This is a genomic window from Streptomyces sp. NPDC058195 (genome assembly GCF_042883525.1).
Taxonomy (GTDB): Bacteria; Actinomycetota; Actinomycetes; order Streptomycetales; family Streptomycetaceae; genus Streptomyces.
The window spans coordinates 84,971-99,831 of sequence record NZ_JBHVVM010000007.1; the positions used below are offsets into that span (position 1 = coordinate 84,971).

Genomic DNA, 14,861 nt, shown 5'->3' on the forward strand with positions numbered 1-14,861 from the left:
ATGATCCGTGAGCAATAATTATTGAAGGCTACCAACGATTTGCTCCGATCCACAATGGAGTCACTGTTACGGTGACGCCATGGCAGCTGCGCACCCGGACGAACGGCTCGGATTCCTCCTCTCCCTCCGCGGAGAGCTCACCGGGGCACGCATTCGCGCCGCCCTGGGCGTCGCCGGGCTGCACCCGCGCAATGCGATGACCCTGATGCGTCTGGCCCCCGGAGCCACGAGTCAGCGCGAACTGGCCGCCGTGATGGAGGTCGACCCCAGCCAGCTGGTCGCGATACTCAACGAGCTGGAGTCCTCGGGGCTGTGTGAGCGCCGACGGGATCCCGCCGACCGGCGCCGTCACATCGTGGAGATCACTCCGGCCGGCCAAGAGGCCCTGGAGCGCATGGACGAGGCGGTGAAGGAGGCCGAGCGCGAGCTCTTCGGCGATCTCACCGAGGCCGAGCAGACCCTGCTGCGGAATCTGCTCGACCGGGTCGTGGTCGATCCGGCCGCGCACGAATGCGGCGAGTAGCCGCGTACCGGCCCAGCCGGACGCCGCGGCGCAGCCGGTGCTGAGGCCAGTGCCGCTGGCGGCGCTGGCGCCGGTCTGACGGGGAAGGCGGCAGCCGGGCGGCGCCGCCCGGATCAGCCCGCCTTCGGCGGTTCCTGGGTGTCGAACGCGAAGAGCGTGTTCTGGGCCGCGGCCACGACCACCACCCGCCCCACGACGGTCACGCGCGGGCTCGCGCCCTGCTCGCCCGTCAGTCCGTCGGCCTGCGGGTCCGTCGTCCACAGAGACGTGCCGTCGCGCGGTGACAGCGCGACCACCCGGCCGGTGGCCGAGCTGAAGTACAGCGCACCGGCTCCCGCCACGGGGCCCGACGCCCCCTCCACTCCGGACTGCCGCGACCACTTCGTCCGGCCGGTCGCGGGATCGACAGCCGTGACAAGACCGGTCTGCCTGCTCACGTAGAGGGTGCCGTCCGCCATCCCGGGCGTCCCCGTGTACGTCTCGGCCAGCCGGGAGTAGGTGACCTTGCCCGAGTCCGGGTCGACCCGGACCACTGCGTCGTACCCGGCCGGAGCCGTCCCCGCCCTGTGCTCCTGGAGAAGTACGAGGGTGCCGTCCGCGACGCCCATCGGCACGGCGGGGCCGTCCACCGCGATGGCCTTGCCCAGTGCCCCCGAGGCGCGGTCGAGCACGTGCAGGGTGGGGTGGCTCACCTCCACGGCGTCCACCTCGGTCCGCGGGGCGCACATCGCCAGGAGCCGGGCGCCCGCCGGAACGGGAGAGCACTGCGTGTCCGCGGGGAACGGCGTCGTCCAGGCGACCTTGCCGCTGTGCGCGTCCCGGGCCTCGAAGCGGGAGTTGGACGCGTCGACCGTCACGACGGCGGAGCCGGTCACCAGAGCGTCCTGGGTCCGGCCCGTGACGGCCTGCGACTGGGCGCCGGACGGTACGGACCACAGTTCCCGGCCGCTGTCCGCGTCGACGGCCACCACCTCGATGGGCGCGTCCTGCGGGGCGCCCTCGGCGGCGACGCGGTAGCCGAGCACCGTGTCGCCGGTGGCGCCCACCAGGTGGAGGCCCTGGACAGGGACGCCCGGACTCTTCACCGTCCACACCGAAGAGCCGTCCAGCACGCTGATCCGGGTCGCGACCACGCTGCCGCCGCCGCAGAACACCGCGTCGCCGTGCGCCACGCAGCGCAGCTCGTCGGGCACGTCCTCACGGCCGCCCCGCGCGATGGTGTGCCACGGCGCGAAGCCGTCCGGCAGCGCGACAGCCGGCGGCGCGACGGCCGGCGGCGCGACGCGGTCGCCCTTGCCGCCGTCGTCCTCGCCGAGCCCGGCCACCGTCAGCGCGGCGGCTCCCCCGCCGATCGCCGCGACCGCGACCGCCGCCGCGAGCACGGGACGCCATCGGCGACGCGGACGGAGAGCGGCGGCGGTGCCGGTGTTCCCGGTGCCGGGTCCGGGCGGGGCATTCGGTGCCGGGGCGCCCGGTGCCGGAGTGGCCGGTGCCGCGAGGTGGTGCTGGGTACTCACGTCGCGGGTGTGGCCCGCGCCCGCCGCGTGCGCGCCGGTACCGCCGAGGTCGGCCGGGAGGTCCCGCAGCAGCACGAGGAGTTCGTCCGCCGAGGGCCGCCGCCCGGGTTCCTTGTCCAGACACAGCTCGACGACCGCGCGCAGCGCCGACGGCACGGCGTCCAGCGACGGTTCCTCGTGGAGTACCTGGTACGCCGTCATGTAGGGGCTGTCCGCGTCGAAGGGGCCGTGGCCCGTCGCCGAGTACACCAGCAGCGTGCCCAGCGAGAAGACATCGGATCGCGGTCCCACACCGCGCGGCGCCTGCAGTTGTTCCGGCGACATGAACGGCGGCGTACCGATGATCCGCCCGGTCATCGTCAGCGTCTGCTGGTCGATGGCACGTGAGATGCCGAAGTCGATCACGCGCGGTCCCTCGGGCGAGAGCACGACGTTCGAGGGCTTCAGGTCACGGTGGACGACCCCCACCCGGTGGATGTCGCGCAGCGCCTCCGCCAGCCCGATGGCCAGCCTCCTGAGCTCCGCCCCGTCCAGCGGGCCCTTCATGGCGATGTGCTGGGTGAGCGTCTGCCCCTCGATGTAGGCGGTCGCCATCCACGGCTGATCGGCCTCGGGGTCGGCGTCGACCACGGCGGCGGTGAACGCGCCGCTCACCCGCCTCGCCGCCGCGACCTCCTGACGGAAGCGGATGCGGAACTCGTCGTCCGCCGCGAACTGCTGGTGGATCAGCTTGATCGCGACGGGCCGCCCCGAACTGGTACGGGCCAGAAAGACCGTGCCCATGCCACCCGAGCCGAGCCGGGCCTCCAGCGGATAGCCGCCGACCTCGACCGGATCACCTCCGCGCAGCGACACTCTTCCCGACCTCCCGTCCCCCGTGCAGCTCGGTCGCCACGGGCCCGCGTACTTCTCCTGTGCACAAACTAGCCGCAGGTCAGTACAGCAGAGCAAAGCGGGTGGGTGACGAAGAGGTCGCGCATCAGCGCCCCGGAGGCGGCGGAGCACCGGACTTCGCCCCCCTCGCGGCCGTCCCGGGGACCGGGTCGGCCGGACCGGGTACGCAGCCCTGCGTCCCTCGTGGGCGCTGGCTCCGGCCCGCGCACCGGGCGCCTGAGCCCGGCTTCGCCTCCCGGCGCACCGGCACCGACGAGGCGTCCGGCCGCCGCGGTGAGCGCGGTCGTGCGCCTGGCGCAAGCCGTCGCCCACCAGCGCCCCCGTCACACCCGTCCGGCGCCCCGTCACACCCGTCCGGTGACTCAGCCGCCCAGCGATGCGAGCCATTCGGTCAGGAGGCGGTTGACCTCTTCGGGACGTTCCTGCTGAACCCAGTGCCCGCAGCCGTCCAGGATGTGGCAGGAGGTCAGCCCGGGGAGGGTGGCCGGGTAGGCGTCGACGGCGTCGGCCATCCAGGTCGTGGAGGCGTCCAGAGCGCCCCCGATGAACAGGGACGGCTGCTTGACCGGGGCACCGCGGTACGGGGCGAGGTCCTCCCAGTCGCGGTCCATGCTGCGGTAGCGGTTGAGGGCCCCGCTCATACCGGTGCGCTCGAACTCCCCGGCGTACACGTCGAGATCCTCCTCGGTCAGCCAGGCGGGGAGCGTGCCCGTGGGGAAGCGGTCGCGCATCCGGCCGCCGTCGCGCGTCACGAAGTGCGGGTCGGGCTCGTCCTGGGCGGGCATGGTGTCGGCGGACAGCGCCGCGTAGACGCCCGCGAGCCAGCCCCGGACGTCGGGCTCGATCTCCGCCTCGGCGCGGCCCGGTTCCTGGAAGTACGAGACGTAGAACTCCTGCTCGGGGCCGCCCATCTGACCGAAGATGCTGGTGGGACGGGGGCCGCCCGGCGGGGCGTACGGAACGCTCAGCAGGCCGACCGCACGAAACGTTCCGGGGTGGAGCAGAGCGGAGACCGCCGCGATGTTGGCCCCCCAGTCGTGGCCGATGACCACCGCGGTCTCCTCGCCCAGAGCCTGTACGAGGGCGACGTTGTCCTCCACCAGATCGAGCATCCGGTAGGCGTTCACCCCGGCGGGCTTGGACGAGCGGCCGTAGCCGCGCACATCGAGCGCGACGGCCCGGTACCCGGCTGACGCGAGGACCGGGAGCTGGTGGCGCCAGGAGTACCAGGACTCGGGGAAGCCGTGGACCAGCAGGACCAGCGGTCCGGCGCCCTGCTCGACCAGATGCAGCCGCCCGGCGGGGGTCTCGATGGTGCGATGACGGAGTTCGGCGGACGGCGCGGGCTGGCGCATGGGCTCCTCCTCGGGTCACTGACGGCTGCGGTTGCACGCCGATCATGCGGCGCGACGCTCTCCCCTGGCGAGCGGACTTGCCGGTCTGGCAAAGCCTCAGGCGCGGGACGACCGGTATCAGTTCAGCCTGCGGTGCGAAGTACCCCCGTGACGCCGTGTGCCTCATGGGGCGCCGCGCGGCCTCCCCGGCACCCCGCGCCACCCCCGTACCGGCCGGATCGTGCCCTACCGCCCCTGTCGGCCCGACCGGACCCTGAAGCGTATGGGGGACACCGAGAACTCCGCGCCCGGCCCGGCCCGCCCCGACGACGACCTGCAGGCCCTCCGCGAGGGTGCCACCGCGCCCCCACCACCCGCACCGCCCCACTGCCCGGACTGCGGACTCCCGCAGGACCGGTACCCCACCCTCTACCCCGGCCACTGGGTACTCCTCGAATCCGGTATCACCGTGCCCTCCCACCAACTGCCGCCCCGCCGCCGGTGGCTCACCGCCACCGACGGCACCGCGTGGAACACCTGGGACGCCGAACCCACCCCCGGGGCCCTGTGCCGCGTCGTCCACCACCTCGTCTGCCCCTACGCCACCACCACCGCCACCTGGCCCTGGCCCTGGGGAACGGCGCTGCGCGCGGAGAACGGCCGCCGGGCACAGCGCCTGTTCGGCCTTCCCGGTCTCCGGGACTTCCCGGACGCGTGCTGACGGACAGCACCCCGGCTGTTCCCCGCCCACCAGGGCGTGGCCGGGCGCACGCCGTTCAGGCGGGTCCAGGCGGCAGCTGGACGGTCATGATCAGACGGCAGGTCCCGGTCCCCGAACCCCGGTAGGCGTGGGAGACATCGCCGTCGAACGCCGCCGTCTGCCCCGCCCTGACCGGGTACGCGGCGTCGTCGACCACAAGCACCATCTCACCGGCGGTGACACTGACGGTTTCGGTCACACCGGCCTGATGGGGGTGGCTCGGGTACTCCTCGCCGGGCTCCAGCGTCCAGCACCAGACCTCGGTGGCCGCCGGGCCGCTGGTCGTCAGCATGAGCCGGCCCTCGCCCCCGCGCTCCCCCTCCCACAGCGGCGTGACGGCATCGGCGCTCACCACCCGGACACGTTCCCCGTAACGGCCTTCCACCAGGGCGGACACCGAGACGCCCAGGGTGTCGGCGAGACGGACCAGGGTGGCGAAGTTCGGGTTGCCCTGGGCCTTCTCCAGTGCGACCAGCGCCCCCTTGCTGACCTTGGCGCGGCGGCCGAGTTCGTCCAGGGACAGCCCGGCACGGGTGCGGGCCGCGCGGACGTTGTACGCGAGCGTCCGCAGCGCCGCCTCGGTCTCGGCCATCGCTTCCTCCCAGCAGGCGGGTCACCCCACTGCACCGCGCGGTCGGTTGGTTGACAACGTTCGGTCGGTGCGATGTACGGTGCAGTCGTTTCACTGATGCTAAGGGATACGCCCGTGATCGCTCTGCTGCTGGCCCTGGGCAGCTCTCTGGCCTACGGATGCGCCGACTTCCTCGGAGGTCTCGGCGCCCGCAAGGCCCACGTGCTGCGCACCGTGCTGATCGCCGCCCCTGCCTCGCTCACCGTCGAACTGCTGCTGTGGCCCTTTCTCGGCGCTTCCTTCGACCTTGCCACCCTCGGCTGGGGCGCGGCGTCCGGCTTCGCCTCGGCCGCCGTCTTCGCCCTGCTCTACCGCACGCTCGCGATCGGCCCGATGAACGTGCTCTCCCCGCTCACCGCGCTGGTCTCGGCGGTGCTGCCGGTCGGTGTCGGACTGCTGCAGGGCGAGCGTCTGGGACCGGCCGGGCTGATCGGCCTGCCGCTGGCGCTGGCAGCGGTGGTGCTGGTCAGCGCCGGGCACGGGTCCGGTAGCGGACGCCCGTCGCGTACCGCGCTGCTGCTGGCCTTCGGCGCCGGGTCCGCCATCGCCCTGCAGATGGTCTTCCTGCACCAGGCGCCCGCGGACAGCGGTGTCGGCCCGCTGCTCACCGGCCGCGTCGTCTCCTGCGCGGTCACCCTCACCGCGGCCGGTCTGCTGCGCCGGCGACTGGGGCCGGAGAAACCCGCGTACGCGATATCGGCCACGGCCGGGGCACTGGACTCGGTGGCCAACCTGCTGTTCCTGCTCGCCGCCCGCAGCGGCGACCTCGCCGTCGTCGCCGTGATCACCGCCCTGTACCCGGCCGGCACCGTCCTGCTCGCCCGCGGTGTCCTCGCCGAGCGGATCCACCGCGGCCAGCTGGTCGGGCTGGGCACCGCCGCCGTCGCCGTCGGCCTCCTCGCGCTGACCTGAACCCACAGCCCCGCCCGCCCTCCTGGAACGGACCCGATGACCGCCTTCCGCATCAGCCCCGCCGTCGCCGACGCCTTCCCCGACACCCTCATCACCGTCGTCACCGCCACCGGACTGCGGGGCGGCGAGCCCTGGCCCGCCACCACCGCCGCCGTGGAGAACCTGGAGCGGCGGCTCGCGGGCGGCGCCTGGCAGCCAGCCGACGAGAACGACCCGCGCATCGGGACATGGCACGACGCCTACCGCTCCTTCGGCACCAACCCCCGCCGCGTCCGCCCCAGCGTCGACGCCCTGGGCCGCCGCCTCGCCAAGAAGGGCACCCTGCCCCGGATCAACCCGGCCGTCGACTCCTACAACGCCGTCTCCGTGGGCCACGGTCTGCCCGCCGGAGCCTTCGACCTCGACCATGTCACCGGCGATGTCGAGATCCGCTACGCCGATGGCGACGAGACGTTCACCCCGCTCGGCGAGGCCGGCACCGTCGAACACCCCAAGCCCGGCGAGATCATCTACACCGACACCACCGGTGTCCTCACCCGGCACTGGAACCACCGCGACGCCCACCGCACCCGCGTCACCGAGGACTCCACCCGTGTCGCCTTCCTCCTGGAAACCCTCCACGCCGCCCGTGACGGTCGCCTGCTCACCGCTGCGGCCGACGACTTGCGGACCCTGCTCGAACCGCACTGCGAGACGAGCACCGTGCACTGCCTCAGCCCGGCGCACCCCTGCGTCGCCGTCTGACCACCGCCCCCGCTCCGCCCTGGGGAGACCGCCTCCCGCCTCCTGGCGGACAGGCGGACCGGGGCGACCGGGGAACCAGCACCGTAAGGACCCCTCGTCCATCGGCGGAACGACCCGCGGCCCCGTGAAAGGGTTCCGGCCGCCCGGACGGGGCGATACTGATCGTGACGCTCACCCCGGCCGCCGGGGCCAGCCCCGGACGCGGGCCCGGCCGGTGGGCGCGTCTTTGCCGACATCTCCGAGGGGAGCCGTTCATGACCACGGCGAAGGACCTTTTCATCATCGTCATGGACCTGGAGCACTCCGTGGGGCAGGGCGATCTGTCCCTCGCGCTCGCGGGAGCCGAGCTGGTCGATCTCATCGGTGCGGGGGCGATCGCCGTGGACGGAGACCGCGTCGTTCCGGGTGAGCCGCCGACGCCGGACGACCGGTTCCTGGCCGAGGCCGCGGCAGGGCTCACCCGGCAGGCGCCCTACGAGCGGATCGAGGACTGGCTGTGGCGCCGGGGTGAAGACCTCGCGGCCGCGTACCAGGCCGGCCTGGAGGAGAGCGGTGAGCTCCAGCCGCGGCGCAGCGGCCGACTGTCCTTCGGCCCGGAACGCGTGGAGCTGGCCGATACGCCCGCGCGCCGCCGCGCGGCCGACCGCTGGAAGGAGAAGGAACCCGTCCTGGCCGCTCTCGTCTCGGTCGTGGGCATCGACGACGAACGGTCCGACGAGGAGACCGGCCTCGACGACGAGGCGGTGACGACCGTGGTGGCCGCCGTCCACGACGCGGTGATGGAGCTGGAGGCCGTACGCCAGAGGCGGAACATCGAGAACGCGGCCTTCGCCAACCTCTGGCGCGGGCCGTGAGCCGAACCCGCCCTCCGGGCCGCATGCCCCTGACGGCCTGACACCGGCCTCCCGCGAGGACGAGTTCGCGCCGGGCCCTCGCGCACCGAGACGGCCCGGCGGGCGGATCGCCCTCCGGGCGCAGGCGCCGACGGCCCCGGCCTCCTGCGTCTCCTGGTCTCCTGCCGGACGGGGCAGCCGCCCCCGCCCATGCCCCGTCATCAGGTGACCGACGCCCTTCTGGGCACGTCGGCCGGTGTCGGCCCGTCCGTGCCCAGTGGTGGTTCGGCGGACGTCGTCGGTGACGTGCCGGTCAAGGCGGCCTAAACCGTCACCCGAGCGCCCTACCAGTAGTGTCTTCGCCCCGCGACCGCGTGTCCCATCCCGCCCAGGATCCACAGGATCAGACCGATGACGGCCAGGATGATCCCGATGGTCCACAGGATGGAAATTCCGGTCACGAAACCGATGACGAGCAGGATGACTCCCAGAATGATCACAACACGCTCCGATCTCGTGTGTGCTCCTCTTTCACTCTGTGCCTCATGAGCTCTTTGGGCAACTGCCCACAAAATCAAGGAACAGTAGCGCTGGTCCGCGCGAGCCGGACGGAGCTCGCGGCCTTCCCCGATGTGCGCCGCCCGGTGCCGAGGGGACGGCCGGGACCGTTTCGGCGCGTACGAACGTGATCGCCCCGTGCGCCGTACCCGGCTCCGCCCGCGGGGGTGACATCCCGAGCATGTCGCCGCGCGGTGCCGGGTTGACGCGGCCCCTTCTGGTACCAGCAGGGAATGCCCAGGCCCTCACACCCGCAGCCTGACCACGCGGATTCCGGCGTCCCGTCCGACCCGCGGCAAAGACGGCGCCGGACCCCCGCCGCGTCACGTCAGCTGCTACGGCGGCGCATGGCCCGTCCCGGCTCCCGGAGCCGGGGAGCGCGGCGGCAGGCGTCGGCCCGTCCGCAGTACGGGAACGAGCTCCGGGTGAACCCCGCGCTGCGGACAGCCGCCGCCTACGCCTGGCGGATCCTCGCCGTCGGAGCGGTCGTGTACGCGGTCTTCGCCGTGCTGGGACGGTTCCACGAGGTGGCCGCGGCCGTCTTCCTCGGACTGGTCGTCACCGCGGTGCTGGAGCCGGTCGCGAACCTGCTGGCTCGCCGGATGCCGCGACCGCTCGCCGTCGCCATGGCGCTGATCGGCAGTATCGTCCTCGTTCTCGGTGTGCTGAGCCTCGTCGGCGAGGCCGTCGCCGGAGAACAGAGCGTGCTGGAGAGGGAGTTCAGCGAAGGGCTCGGCAGGATCGAGCAGTGGCTGGAGGGGCCGCCGTTCCGGCTCGGCCGCGAGACGCTCGACGATATCCAGTCCCGCATCGGACAGTTCCTGTCCCGTCATCGTTCCACTGTCGTCAGCACGGCCGTCAGCGGGCTGGGGCGGCTGGTGGAAGTGGTGACGGTCCTGGTTCTCGCGTTGTTCTGCTCGGTCTTCTTCATCCATTCGGGTGATCGGCAGTGGCACTGGTTCTGCGGCCAACTGCCGGAGAAGGCCCGGGACGGGGTGTCGGTAGCGGGACGGGCGGCCTGGCGGACTTTCACCGGGTACACGCACGGCATCATCGTGGTGGCGGCGACCAACGCCGTGCTCGTGGGACTTGCCCTGTTCGCCCTCGGGGTGCCGCTGGCCCTTCCCCTGGCCCTGCTGGAGTTCTTCGCCGCCTTCATTCCGCTGATCGGCTCACCGATCGCCCTCGCGGTCGCCACCGTGGTGGCACTGGCGGCGAAAGGCCCGGTCGTGGCGGCGGTCGTCATCGCGCTGATCGTGGTCATCGGCCAGATCGAGGGCCACCTCCTGCACCCGCTCGTGATGAGCTGGGCCGTCCGGCTGCACCCGGTCGTGGTCGCGCTCTCGGTGATCGGCGGCGCCATCGCGGCCGGGGTGCTGGGCGCGGTGGTGGCCGTACCGCTCGTGTCGGTCGCCTGGTCGGTCCGGCAGTCCCTGCGCCGGGAAGCCGAGTCCGCGGGCGGTGCGAGCGGTACGGGTGGGTGAGCGGTACGGCACACCAGCCCCTCGCCTGGCGCGGCGGTCGGCCCGTGCCGAGAAGGCTGAACGGCGGCAGGGCCGCCCGCCTCCGCGTCACAGGGGCGGGGCCACAGCGTGACGCCGCCCCTGACCACACCATCTCCGGGAGGGGACGGTTCCGTTCGCTCCCGTCCGCACGGCCCGGCCGTGTCGGCCGGACCGGTTCCGGCGGACGTCACGACGCCGCGCGTACCCGTCTCACGAGGGCCGGGAGAGTCGACAGGTCCGCCGGGCAGGTGCCGCGCCAGGCGATGTGCCCATCGGGGCGCACCAGGAGCGCCACGTCCGCGTGCTCGGCACCGGTCAGGCGTGCCCACGGTCCGGCCTCGGCCTCACGCTGCGCGGCGGTGCGGACGGTACGGAGGGTGAGGGGGATGCCCGCCTGCCGCACGGCCTCGGCCTGCGGCCGCCACTGCGGGGCGTCGTCGGCCGCGACCAGCGTGAAGTCCGGACCGACGAGATCGAGGGTCGATGTCACGTGCGCGGGGCCCTCGGTGAGGCGTACGTGGGGCAGGCGCTCTCCCGGCCGGCAGCCGGGCCGGTAGCCGGTCGCGTCAAGGGCGCCGGGGTGACCGTCATCCGCCACCGGGGCCGGGATGACCGCGGCGGAGCGGTAGGCGGCGGTCAGGAGGAGTTCGTCGTCGATGCGGTAGCCGCTCGGGTTGGCCGCGTTGGCCATGGAGATGTCGATGACCTGGCGTGCGACGGGCCGCCGCTCGGTCCCGTAGGTGTCCAGGAGGGCTTCGGCGGCGTGTCCGGAGACGACCGCGGCGAGTTTCCAGGCGAGGTTGTCGGTGTCACCGATGCCGGTGTTCATGCCGTGTCCGCCGGTCGGCGGGATGACATGGGCCGCGTCGCCCGCCAGCAGGACGCGTGAGTGATGGTAGGAGTCGGCGAGTTGTGCGTCCATGCGCCAGGTCATCGTGTCGTGGATCGTCACGTCCAGGTCCGGGATACCGGCCGCCGTGCGGACGAGACCGGCCAGGAACCGGTGGTCGGCCGGGTCCGCTGCCGGGTCAGCGCCGAGCGGGTACTGGTAGATCCAGTGGCTGTCGTTGTCGACGGCCATGAATCCTCCTCGCCCGGGGACGGTGAGGAAGTACGAGGCGCTGGCGCGGTCGGCCACCACCCGTCCCAGCGGCGCCTCGAACCGGACACTGAGGTACCGGCCCAGACCGGTGGGGCCCTCCATCGAGATCCCGGCACCCTCGCGCACGGTACTCGCGGCGCCGTCGCAGCCGACGAGCCAGTCCGCCCGCAGACAGTACCGGCGACCGGTCGCCCGTTCCTCGATGACGGCCTGTACGCCGAGCCCGTCGTCGGCGAAGGAGTCCAGACGGGCGCCGAACCTGACCCGGGAGCCCGCCAGTTCTTCGGCACGCCGCAGCAGCAGGGGCTCCAGGACGTCCTGGGAACAGATGAGACCCGGTGACGGTGTGTGCTCAGGGCCCTCGCCGGGCTCCTGAGGGGGGCCGGTGCGGACGTAGTCGGGATCGACCAGGTCGCGGCCCCGGTAGAAGCGGACCTGTCCGGAGGGCAGTCCCGCGGCACGGACCGCGCTCTCCAGCCCGATGCGCCGGAAGATCTCCATGGACCGGGCGCAGACACCCCGGGCCTTGGGGTGGCGGGAGACAGCGGGGTGGGCCTCGATCAGGACGTGGTCCACCCCGTAACCCGACAGCAGACAGGACAGAGCCAGACCGGCCGGTCCGCCTCCGACGATCAGCACGGATGTGTGTGACTCGGTCACGCGAGCCTCCTTCTCCTGCACGGCTAACGAGGTAACGTCTAAATTGAATTTAGACGTTAGCATGACGGGGACGCCGTCCCACCGAAGCGGGAGAAGCCCATGGACCAGCAGTTCGCCGATGACAACCCGCGCGGCCTGTACTTCCTGACCGATCTGGTCAACGCCGTACAGGACGGGTCCGGAGCCACACCGGAAGGGCTCGAAGCCCTGGTGAAGGCGCACGGCGGCCCGCCCCTGCGGCTGACCAGCACCACCGCCGGTGAAGTACGGGAGGCCGCGGCGGCCATCACCCGCATCCTGGACATCAAGGACGAGGACAGCGCCGCCGGGGCGATCAACGCCCTGCTCGACCGGTACCCCGCCCGGCCTCGGCTCGTCCGGCTGCCGGAACGCCGCTGGTCGCTCCACGCCCCGGCCCCCCACGACGCGCGCCCGGCCCCGTGGCTGCTGTCCACCGCCGCACTGGCCCTGGCCCTGTGGCTCAGCGAACGCGGCTACTGCGCGTGGGGCCGCTGCGCCGCACCCGGATGCGACCGCTACTTCATCGACACGGGGCGCCGCACCCCGCAGCGCTACTGCTCGACCCGCTGCGGAACCCGGGTCCGAGTCGCCGCCCACCGCGACCGGAGCCATTGATCCGCGCGATCCGCGCCAACACCTTCGTCCGCGTCGTGGACCGCCACGGAGCGTCGGCCGCCACGACGGCGCACCCCGGCACCCGAAGCCGTCGACGGACGCAGCACATCGACCGCCGATCCGCCACCGCGCATATCCGGCCGGTTCCGATGACTTCGTGCCATTCGGCGATATCCCACCCTCAAGATCCAAGCGACCCGGCTACACATGGAGTCCGGGTAGTCGCATGCCTGCCCAGCGTGCTGACGGCCGGTCAGTGGGGAGGTCGGAACGGTTGCTGACCATCAATGTGGCGGTGCTGCTCACCATCGTCGTGATCCTGCGCTTGCGTCGACGCGTGCACGCACGCAGCCGTTTCGACGAGAGGATGACCGTCGTCATAGTCCTGGCACTGGGCCTCCTGCTGGCCCCGACCCCGGTCGGCCAGGGAATCCTCAGCTTTCTGGGGCAGTTGGCCAGCGGCGTCACGCAGGCCAGCCGGTGAGCCCCCGCCGACGCCGGGCCGTCGCGGCCGGGCGCCCGGCACGCCGACGCCCCCGCAGGCCCGGCAAGCGTCAACGGCAGCGGGCGCGGGAGAAGCTGTCCGGACTTCTCGCGGCCACGGCCCTGGCGTTCGCCGTGGTGGTCGCCGTCGTCAACTGGCTGCTGGCCCACTGGTGGGTCCTGGTCACCCTCGGAGTTCTCGCCGGTCTGGCCGGCTGCTTCTGGCTCCACCAGAAGCAGCAGCGGGCACGATGGGAAGCGGCCCGCACACACGGCCTGCGCTACGGACTGGCCCAGCTGGACGCCTTGCACCACACCCGGTTCGAGGAGGCGGTCCGCGAACTGATGCACCGTGACGGCTGCCGGGACGCGACCCGCGTCGGTGGCGGCGGCGACCTGGGAGCCGATGTGAAGGCCACCGATCCCTACGGACGCCGCTGGGTCATCCAGTGCAAACACCGCAGCAAGGGTCTCGCGGGCTCCGCCGTCGGAACCCCCGACTTCCAGGTCCTCAACGGCACCGCGCGCCCCGTCCACGGCGCCGATGTCGCAGTGATCGTCACCAACGGCCGCGTCACCGCCCCCGCTGTCACCTTCGCCGGACAGCAGCGCCTCCACGTCGTCGACCGTCACACCCTCGGCGTATGGGCGGCCGGCTCGCGCCCCCTGTGGGAACTGCTCCGGGCCGTCCCGCCGCCCCGTGGACCGGCCCCCCTTTCCTGACAGGCCGCCCACCCGGTCGGCCGACGCGGCCACGCGGGATGCGGGATGCGGGATGCGGCACTTGGGCCGTCCGGACGAACACGGACGCGATCCCGAGGCGCCGCCTCCCGTCCTGGGCAGAAGCCGCGGGCCTCCCCCGCGCGTCGGCTCGCCAGGCTCTGCCGCGCCCACCCGCTGCCCCGCTCCCCAGACACGTGAACACCGTTGGTTTCAAGGGATGTTGCCACCCCGGCGCGAGACAGGAGCCGAGCCGGAGCGCCCTTTTCCGCCCGGGAAAGACGGACTGAGGGGATTCCTCCGCCTGCGCCTATCCGTGGTTCATGGTGCCCTCTGACCACTTGCCCGCTGTCGCTGCGATGCCGTTCTCGCTGATCGTGGTTCCGGGGCCGAGCGCGCTGTTCGTAGTGGGCCGCACGCTGGAACAGGACCGCTGTGCCGCGCTGACCACCGTCTCGGGAAGCCGCTGGGCGCCTGCGTGCTCGCCGCCGCCGTGCCGCCGCAGTTCGTTGACCGCGGGCAAGGGCGCCTCATGGCCCAACTGACGCCGCTCGTCATGGTCTTCAACATCATGGCGTGGCCATCGCCCGCGTACGGGGGCAGGCAGCGGCAACCGCACGGAACTGGTTCGCCCGCTCACCCCCAGCGACTCTCCCTGGTCGGCAAAGTCGGCGGAGTCAGCGGACGCGCGAGGGCCGGTCCTGGCGTAACGGTCGCCGCGACGAGCCGCGAGGACTGATCTCGCACACGGCCGGACGGGGACTGCAAGTACCGTGCACAGCACGGCCCATACCGACGGCGAACGACCCTCGCAGCCGAAATGCGGTGCGGCACCACCGACGCACAGGTGGCGCCCCACCGTGTCCAGCCCCCTCGTCCGCTTCAGCGGGTTCCCGGGCCGACCGGAGTCGCGGCCAGGCCCGACCCATAGAACATGAACTCTCGTTCATGTTACGGTGCGGCCCACCTCGGACGGCGTACCCGGTCACGAACAACCGTCCCCCAGGGTGCCGTCAGGGCGCGGAGAGCGGCCAACGGCACCATCCCCT

Annotated in this window: 14 protein-coding genes and 1 pseudogene; 10 read left to right on the forward strand and 5 right to left on the reverse strand. The window is 72.5% G+C overall.

All coding sequences use genetic code 11. The features are described from left to right. The first annotated feature begins 79 nt into the window (after nt 1-79). Nucleotides 80-523: a MarR family winged helix-turn-helix transcriptional regulator gene (locus ACFVWY_RS11360; protein WP_389869891.1), complete on the forward strand. Its 444-nt coding sequence runs from the start codon at nt 80-82 to the stop codon at nt 521-523. Between the two features lie 113 nt (nt 524-636). Here ACFVWY_RS11360 and ACFVWY_RS11365 read toward each other — a convergent pair whose 3' ends face one another. Beyond that, complete coding sequence (locus ACFVWY_RS11365) at nt 637-2,895, reverse strand: serine/threonine-protein kinase (RefSeq protein ID WP_389869893.1); 2,259 nt, start codon at nt 2,893-2,895, stop codon at nt 637-639. 401 nt (nt 2,896-3,296) lie between these two features. Next, nucleotides 3,297-4,289 carry an alpha/beta fold hydrolase gene (locus tag ACFVWY_RS11370; RefSeq protein WP_389869896.1) on the reverse strand — a complete coding sequence of 331 codons (993 nt, stop codon included), beginning with the start codon at nt 4,287-4,289 and terminating at the stop codon, nt 3,297-3,299. 262 nt (nt 4,290-4,551) lie between these two features. On the opposite strand from ACFVWY_RS11370, the gene ACFVWY_RS11375 reads away from it, so the two are divergent. Then, nucleotides 4,552-4,989: a DUF6083 domain-containing protein gene (locus ACFVWY_RS11375; RefSeq protein ID WP_389869898.1), complete on the forward strand. Its 438-nt coding sequence runs from the start codon at nt 4,552-4,554 to the stop codon at nt 4,987-4,989. Between the two features lie 55 nt (nt 4,990-5,044). On the opposite strand, the gene ACFVWY_RS11380 is transcribed toward ACFVWY_RS11375, so the two are convergent. Then, complete coding sequence (locus ACFVWY_RS11380; protein ID WP_389869899.1) at nt 5,045-5,620, reverse strand: helix-turn-helix domain-containing protein; 576 nt, start codon at nt 5,618-5,620, stop codon at nt 5,045-5,047. Between the two features lie 114 nt (nt 5,621-5,734). On the opposite strand from ACFVWY_RS11380, the gene ACFVWY_RS11385 reads away from it, so the two are divergent. The 3 genes from ACFVWY_RS11385 to ACFVWY_RS11395 all read left to right on the forward strand — a co-directional run bounded on the left by ACFVWY_RS11385 (nt 5,735) and on the right by ACFVWY_RS11395 (nt 8,169). After that, nucleotides 5,735-6,571, forward strand: a complete 837-nt coding sequence (locus ACFVWY_RS11385; RefSeq protein ID WP_389869901.1) for an EamA family transporter — start codon at nt 5,735-5,737, stop codon at nt 6,569-6,571. A 36-nt stretch (nt 6,572-6,607) separates the two neighbouring features. After that, nucleotides 6,608-7,315 (forward strand): B3/4 domain-containing protein, encoded by a 708-nt coding sequence (locus ACFVWY_RS11390; protein WP_389869904.1) that lies wholly within the window; start codon nt 6,608-6,610, stop codon nt 7,313-7,315. Between the two features lie 254 nt (nt 7,316-7,569). Beyond that, nucleotides 7,570-8,169 (forward strand): GPP34 family phosphoprotein, encoded by a 600-nt coding sequence (locus ACFVWY_RS11395; protein WP_389869907.1) that lies wholly within the window; start codon nt 7,570-7,572, stop codon nt 8,167-8,169. Between the two features lie 323 nt (nt 8,170-8,492). Here the strand turns inward: ACFVWY_RS11395 and ACFVWY_RS11400 are convergent, their stop codons facing one another. Continuing rightward, nucleotides 8,493-8,648 carry a DUF6131 family protein gene (locus tag ACFVWY_RS11400; RefSeq protein WP_283850580.1) on the reverse strand — a complete coding sequence of 52 codons (156 nt, stop codon included), beginning with the start codon at nt 8,646-8,648 and terminating at the stop codon, nt 8,493-8,495. Between the two features lie 483 nt (nt 8,649-9,131). Between ACFVWY_RS11400 and ACFVWY_RS11405 the strand changes: the two genes are divergently transcribed. Next, the gene (locus tag ACFVWY_RS11405) at nt 9,132-10,190 is read left to right on the forward strand and encodes an AI-2E family transporter (protein WP_389869910.1); all 1,059 of its coding nucleotides are present in this window, start codon (nt 9,132-9,134) and stop codon (nt 10,188-10,190) included. A gap of 208 nt (nt 10,191-10,398) precedes the next feature. Here ACFVWY_RS11405 and ACFVWY_RS11410 read toward each other — a convergent pair whose 3' ends face one another. Next, entirely contained in the window at nt 10,399-11,973 is a 1,575-nt protein-coding gene (locus tag ACFVWY_RS11410) for an FAD-dependent monooxygenase (protein ID WP_389869914.1), read from the reverse strand. 99 nt (nt 11,974-12,072) lie between these two features. On the opposite strand from ACFVWY_RS11410, the gene ACFVWY_RS11415 reads away from it, so the two are divergent. From ACFVWY_RS11415 to ACFVWY_RS11430, 4 genes and pseudogenes are all read left to right on the forward strand, one after another. After that, nucleotides 12,073-12,609, forward strand: coding sequence for a CGNR zinc finger domain-containing protein (locus tag ACFVWY_RS11415; protein WP_389869917.1), 537 nt, complete (start codon nt 12,073-12,075; stop codon nt 12,607-12,609). A 274-nt stretch (nt 12,610-12,883) separates the two neighbouring features. Continuing rightward, nucleotides 12,884-13,093 carry a hypothetical protein gene (locus ACFVWY_RS11420; RefSeq protein ID WP_389869920.1) on the forward strand — a complete coding sequence of 70 codons (210 nt, stop codon included), beginning with the start codon at nt 12,884-12,886 and terminating at the stop codon, nt 13,091-13,093. Further along, nucleotides 13,090-13,815: a restriction endonuclease gene (locus ACFVWY_RS11425; RefSeq protein WP_389869922.1), complete on the forward strand. Its 726-nt coding sequence runs from the start codon at nt 13,090-13,092 to the stop codon at nt 13,813-13,815. Before ACFVWY_RS11420 ends, ACFVWY_RS11425 begins: the two co-directional genes overlap by 4 nt. Before the next feature lie 320 nt (nt 13,816-14,135). After that, nucleotides 14,136-14,551, forward strand: a pseudogene (locus ACFVWY_RS11430) (hypothetical protein). Nucleotides 14,552-14,861 lie beyond the last annotated feature (310 nt).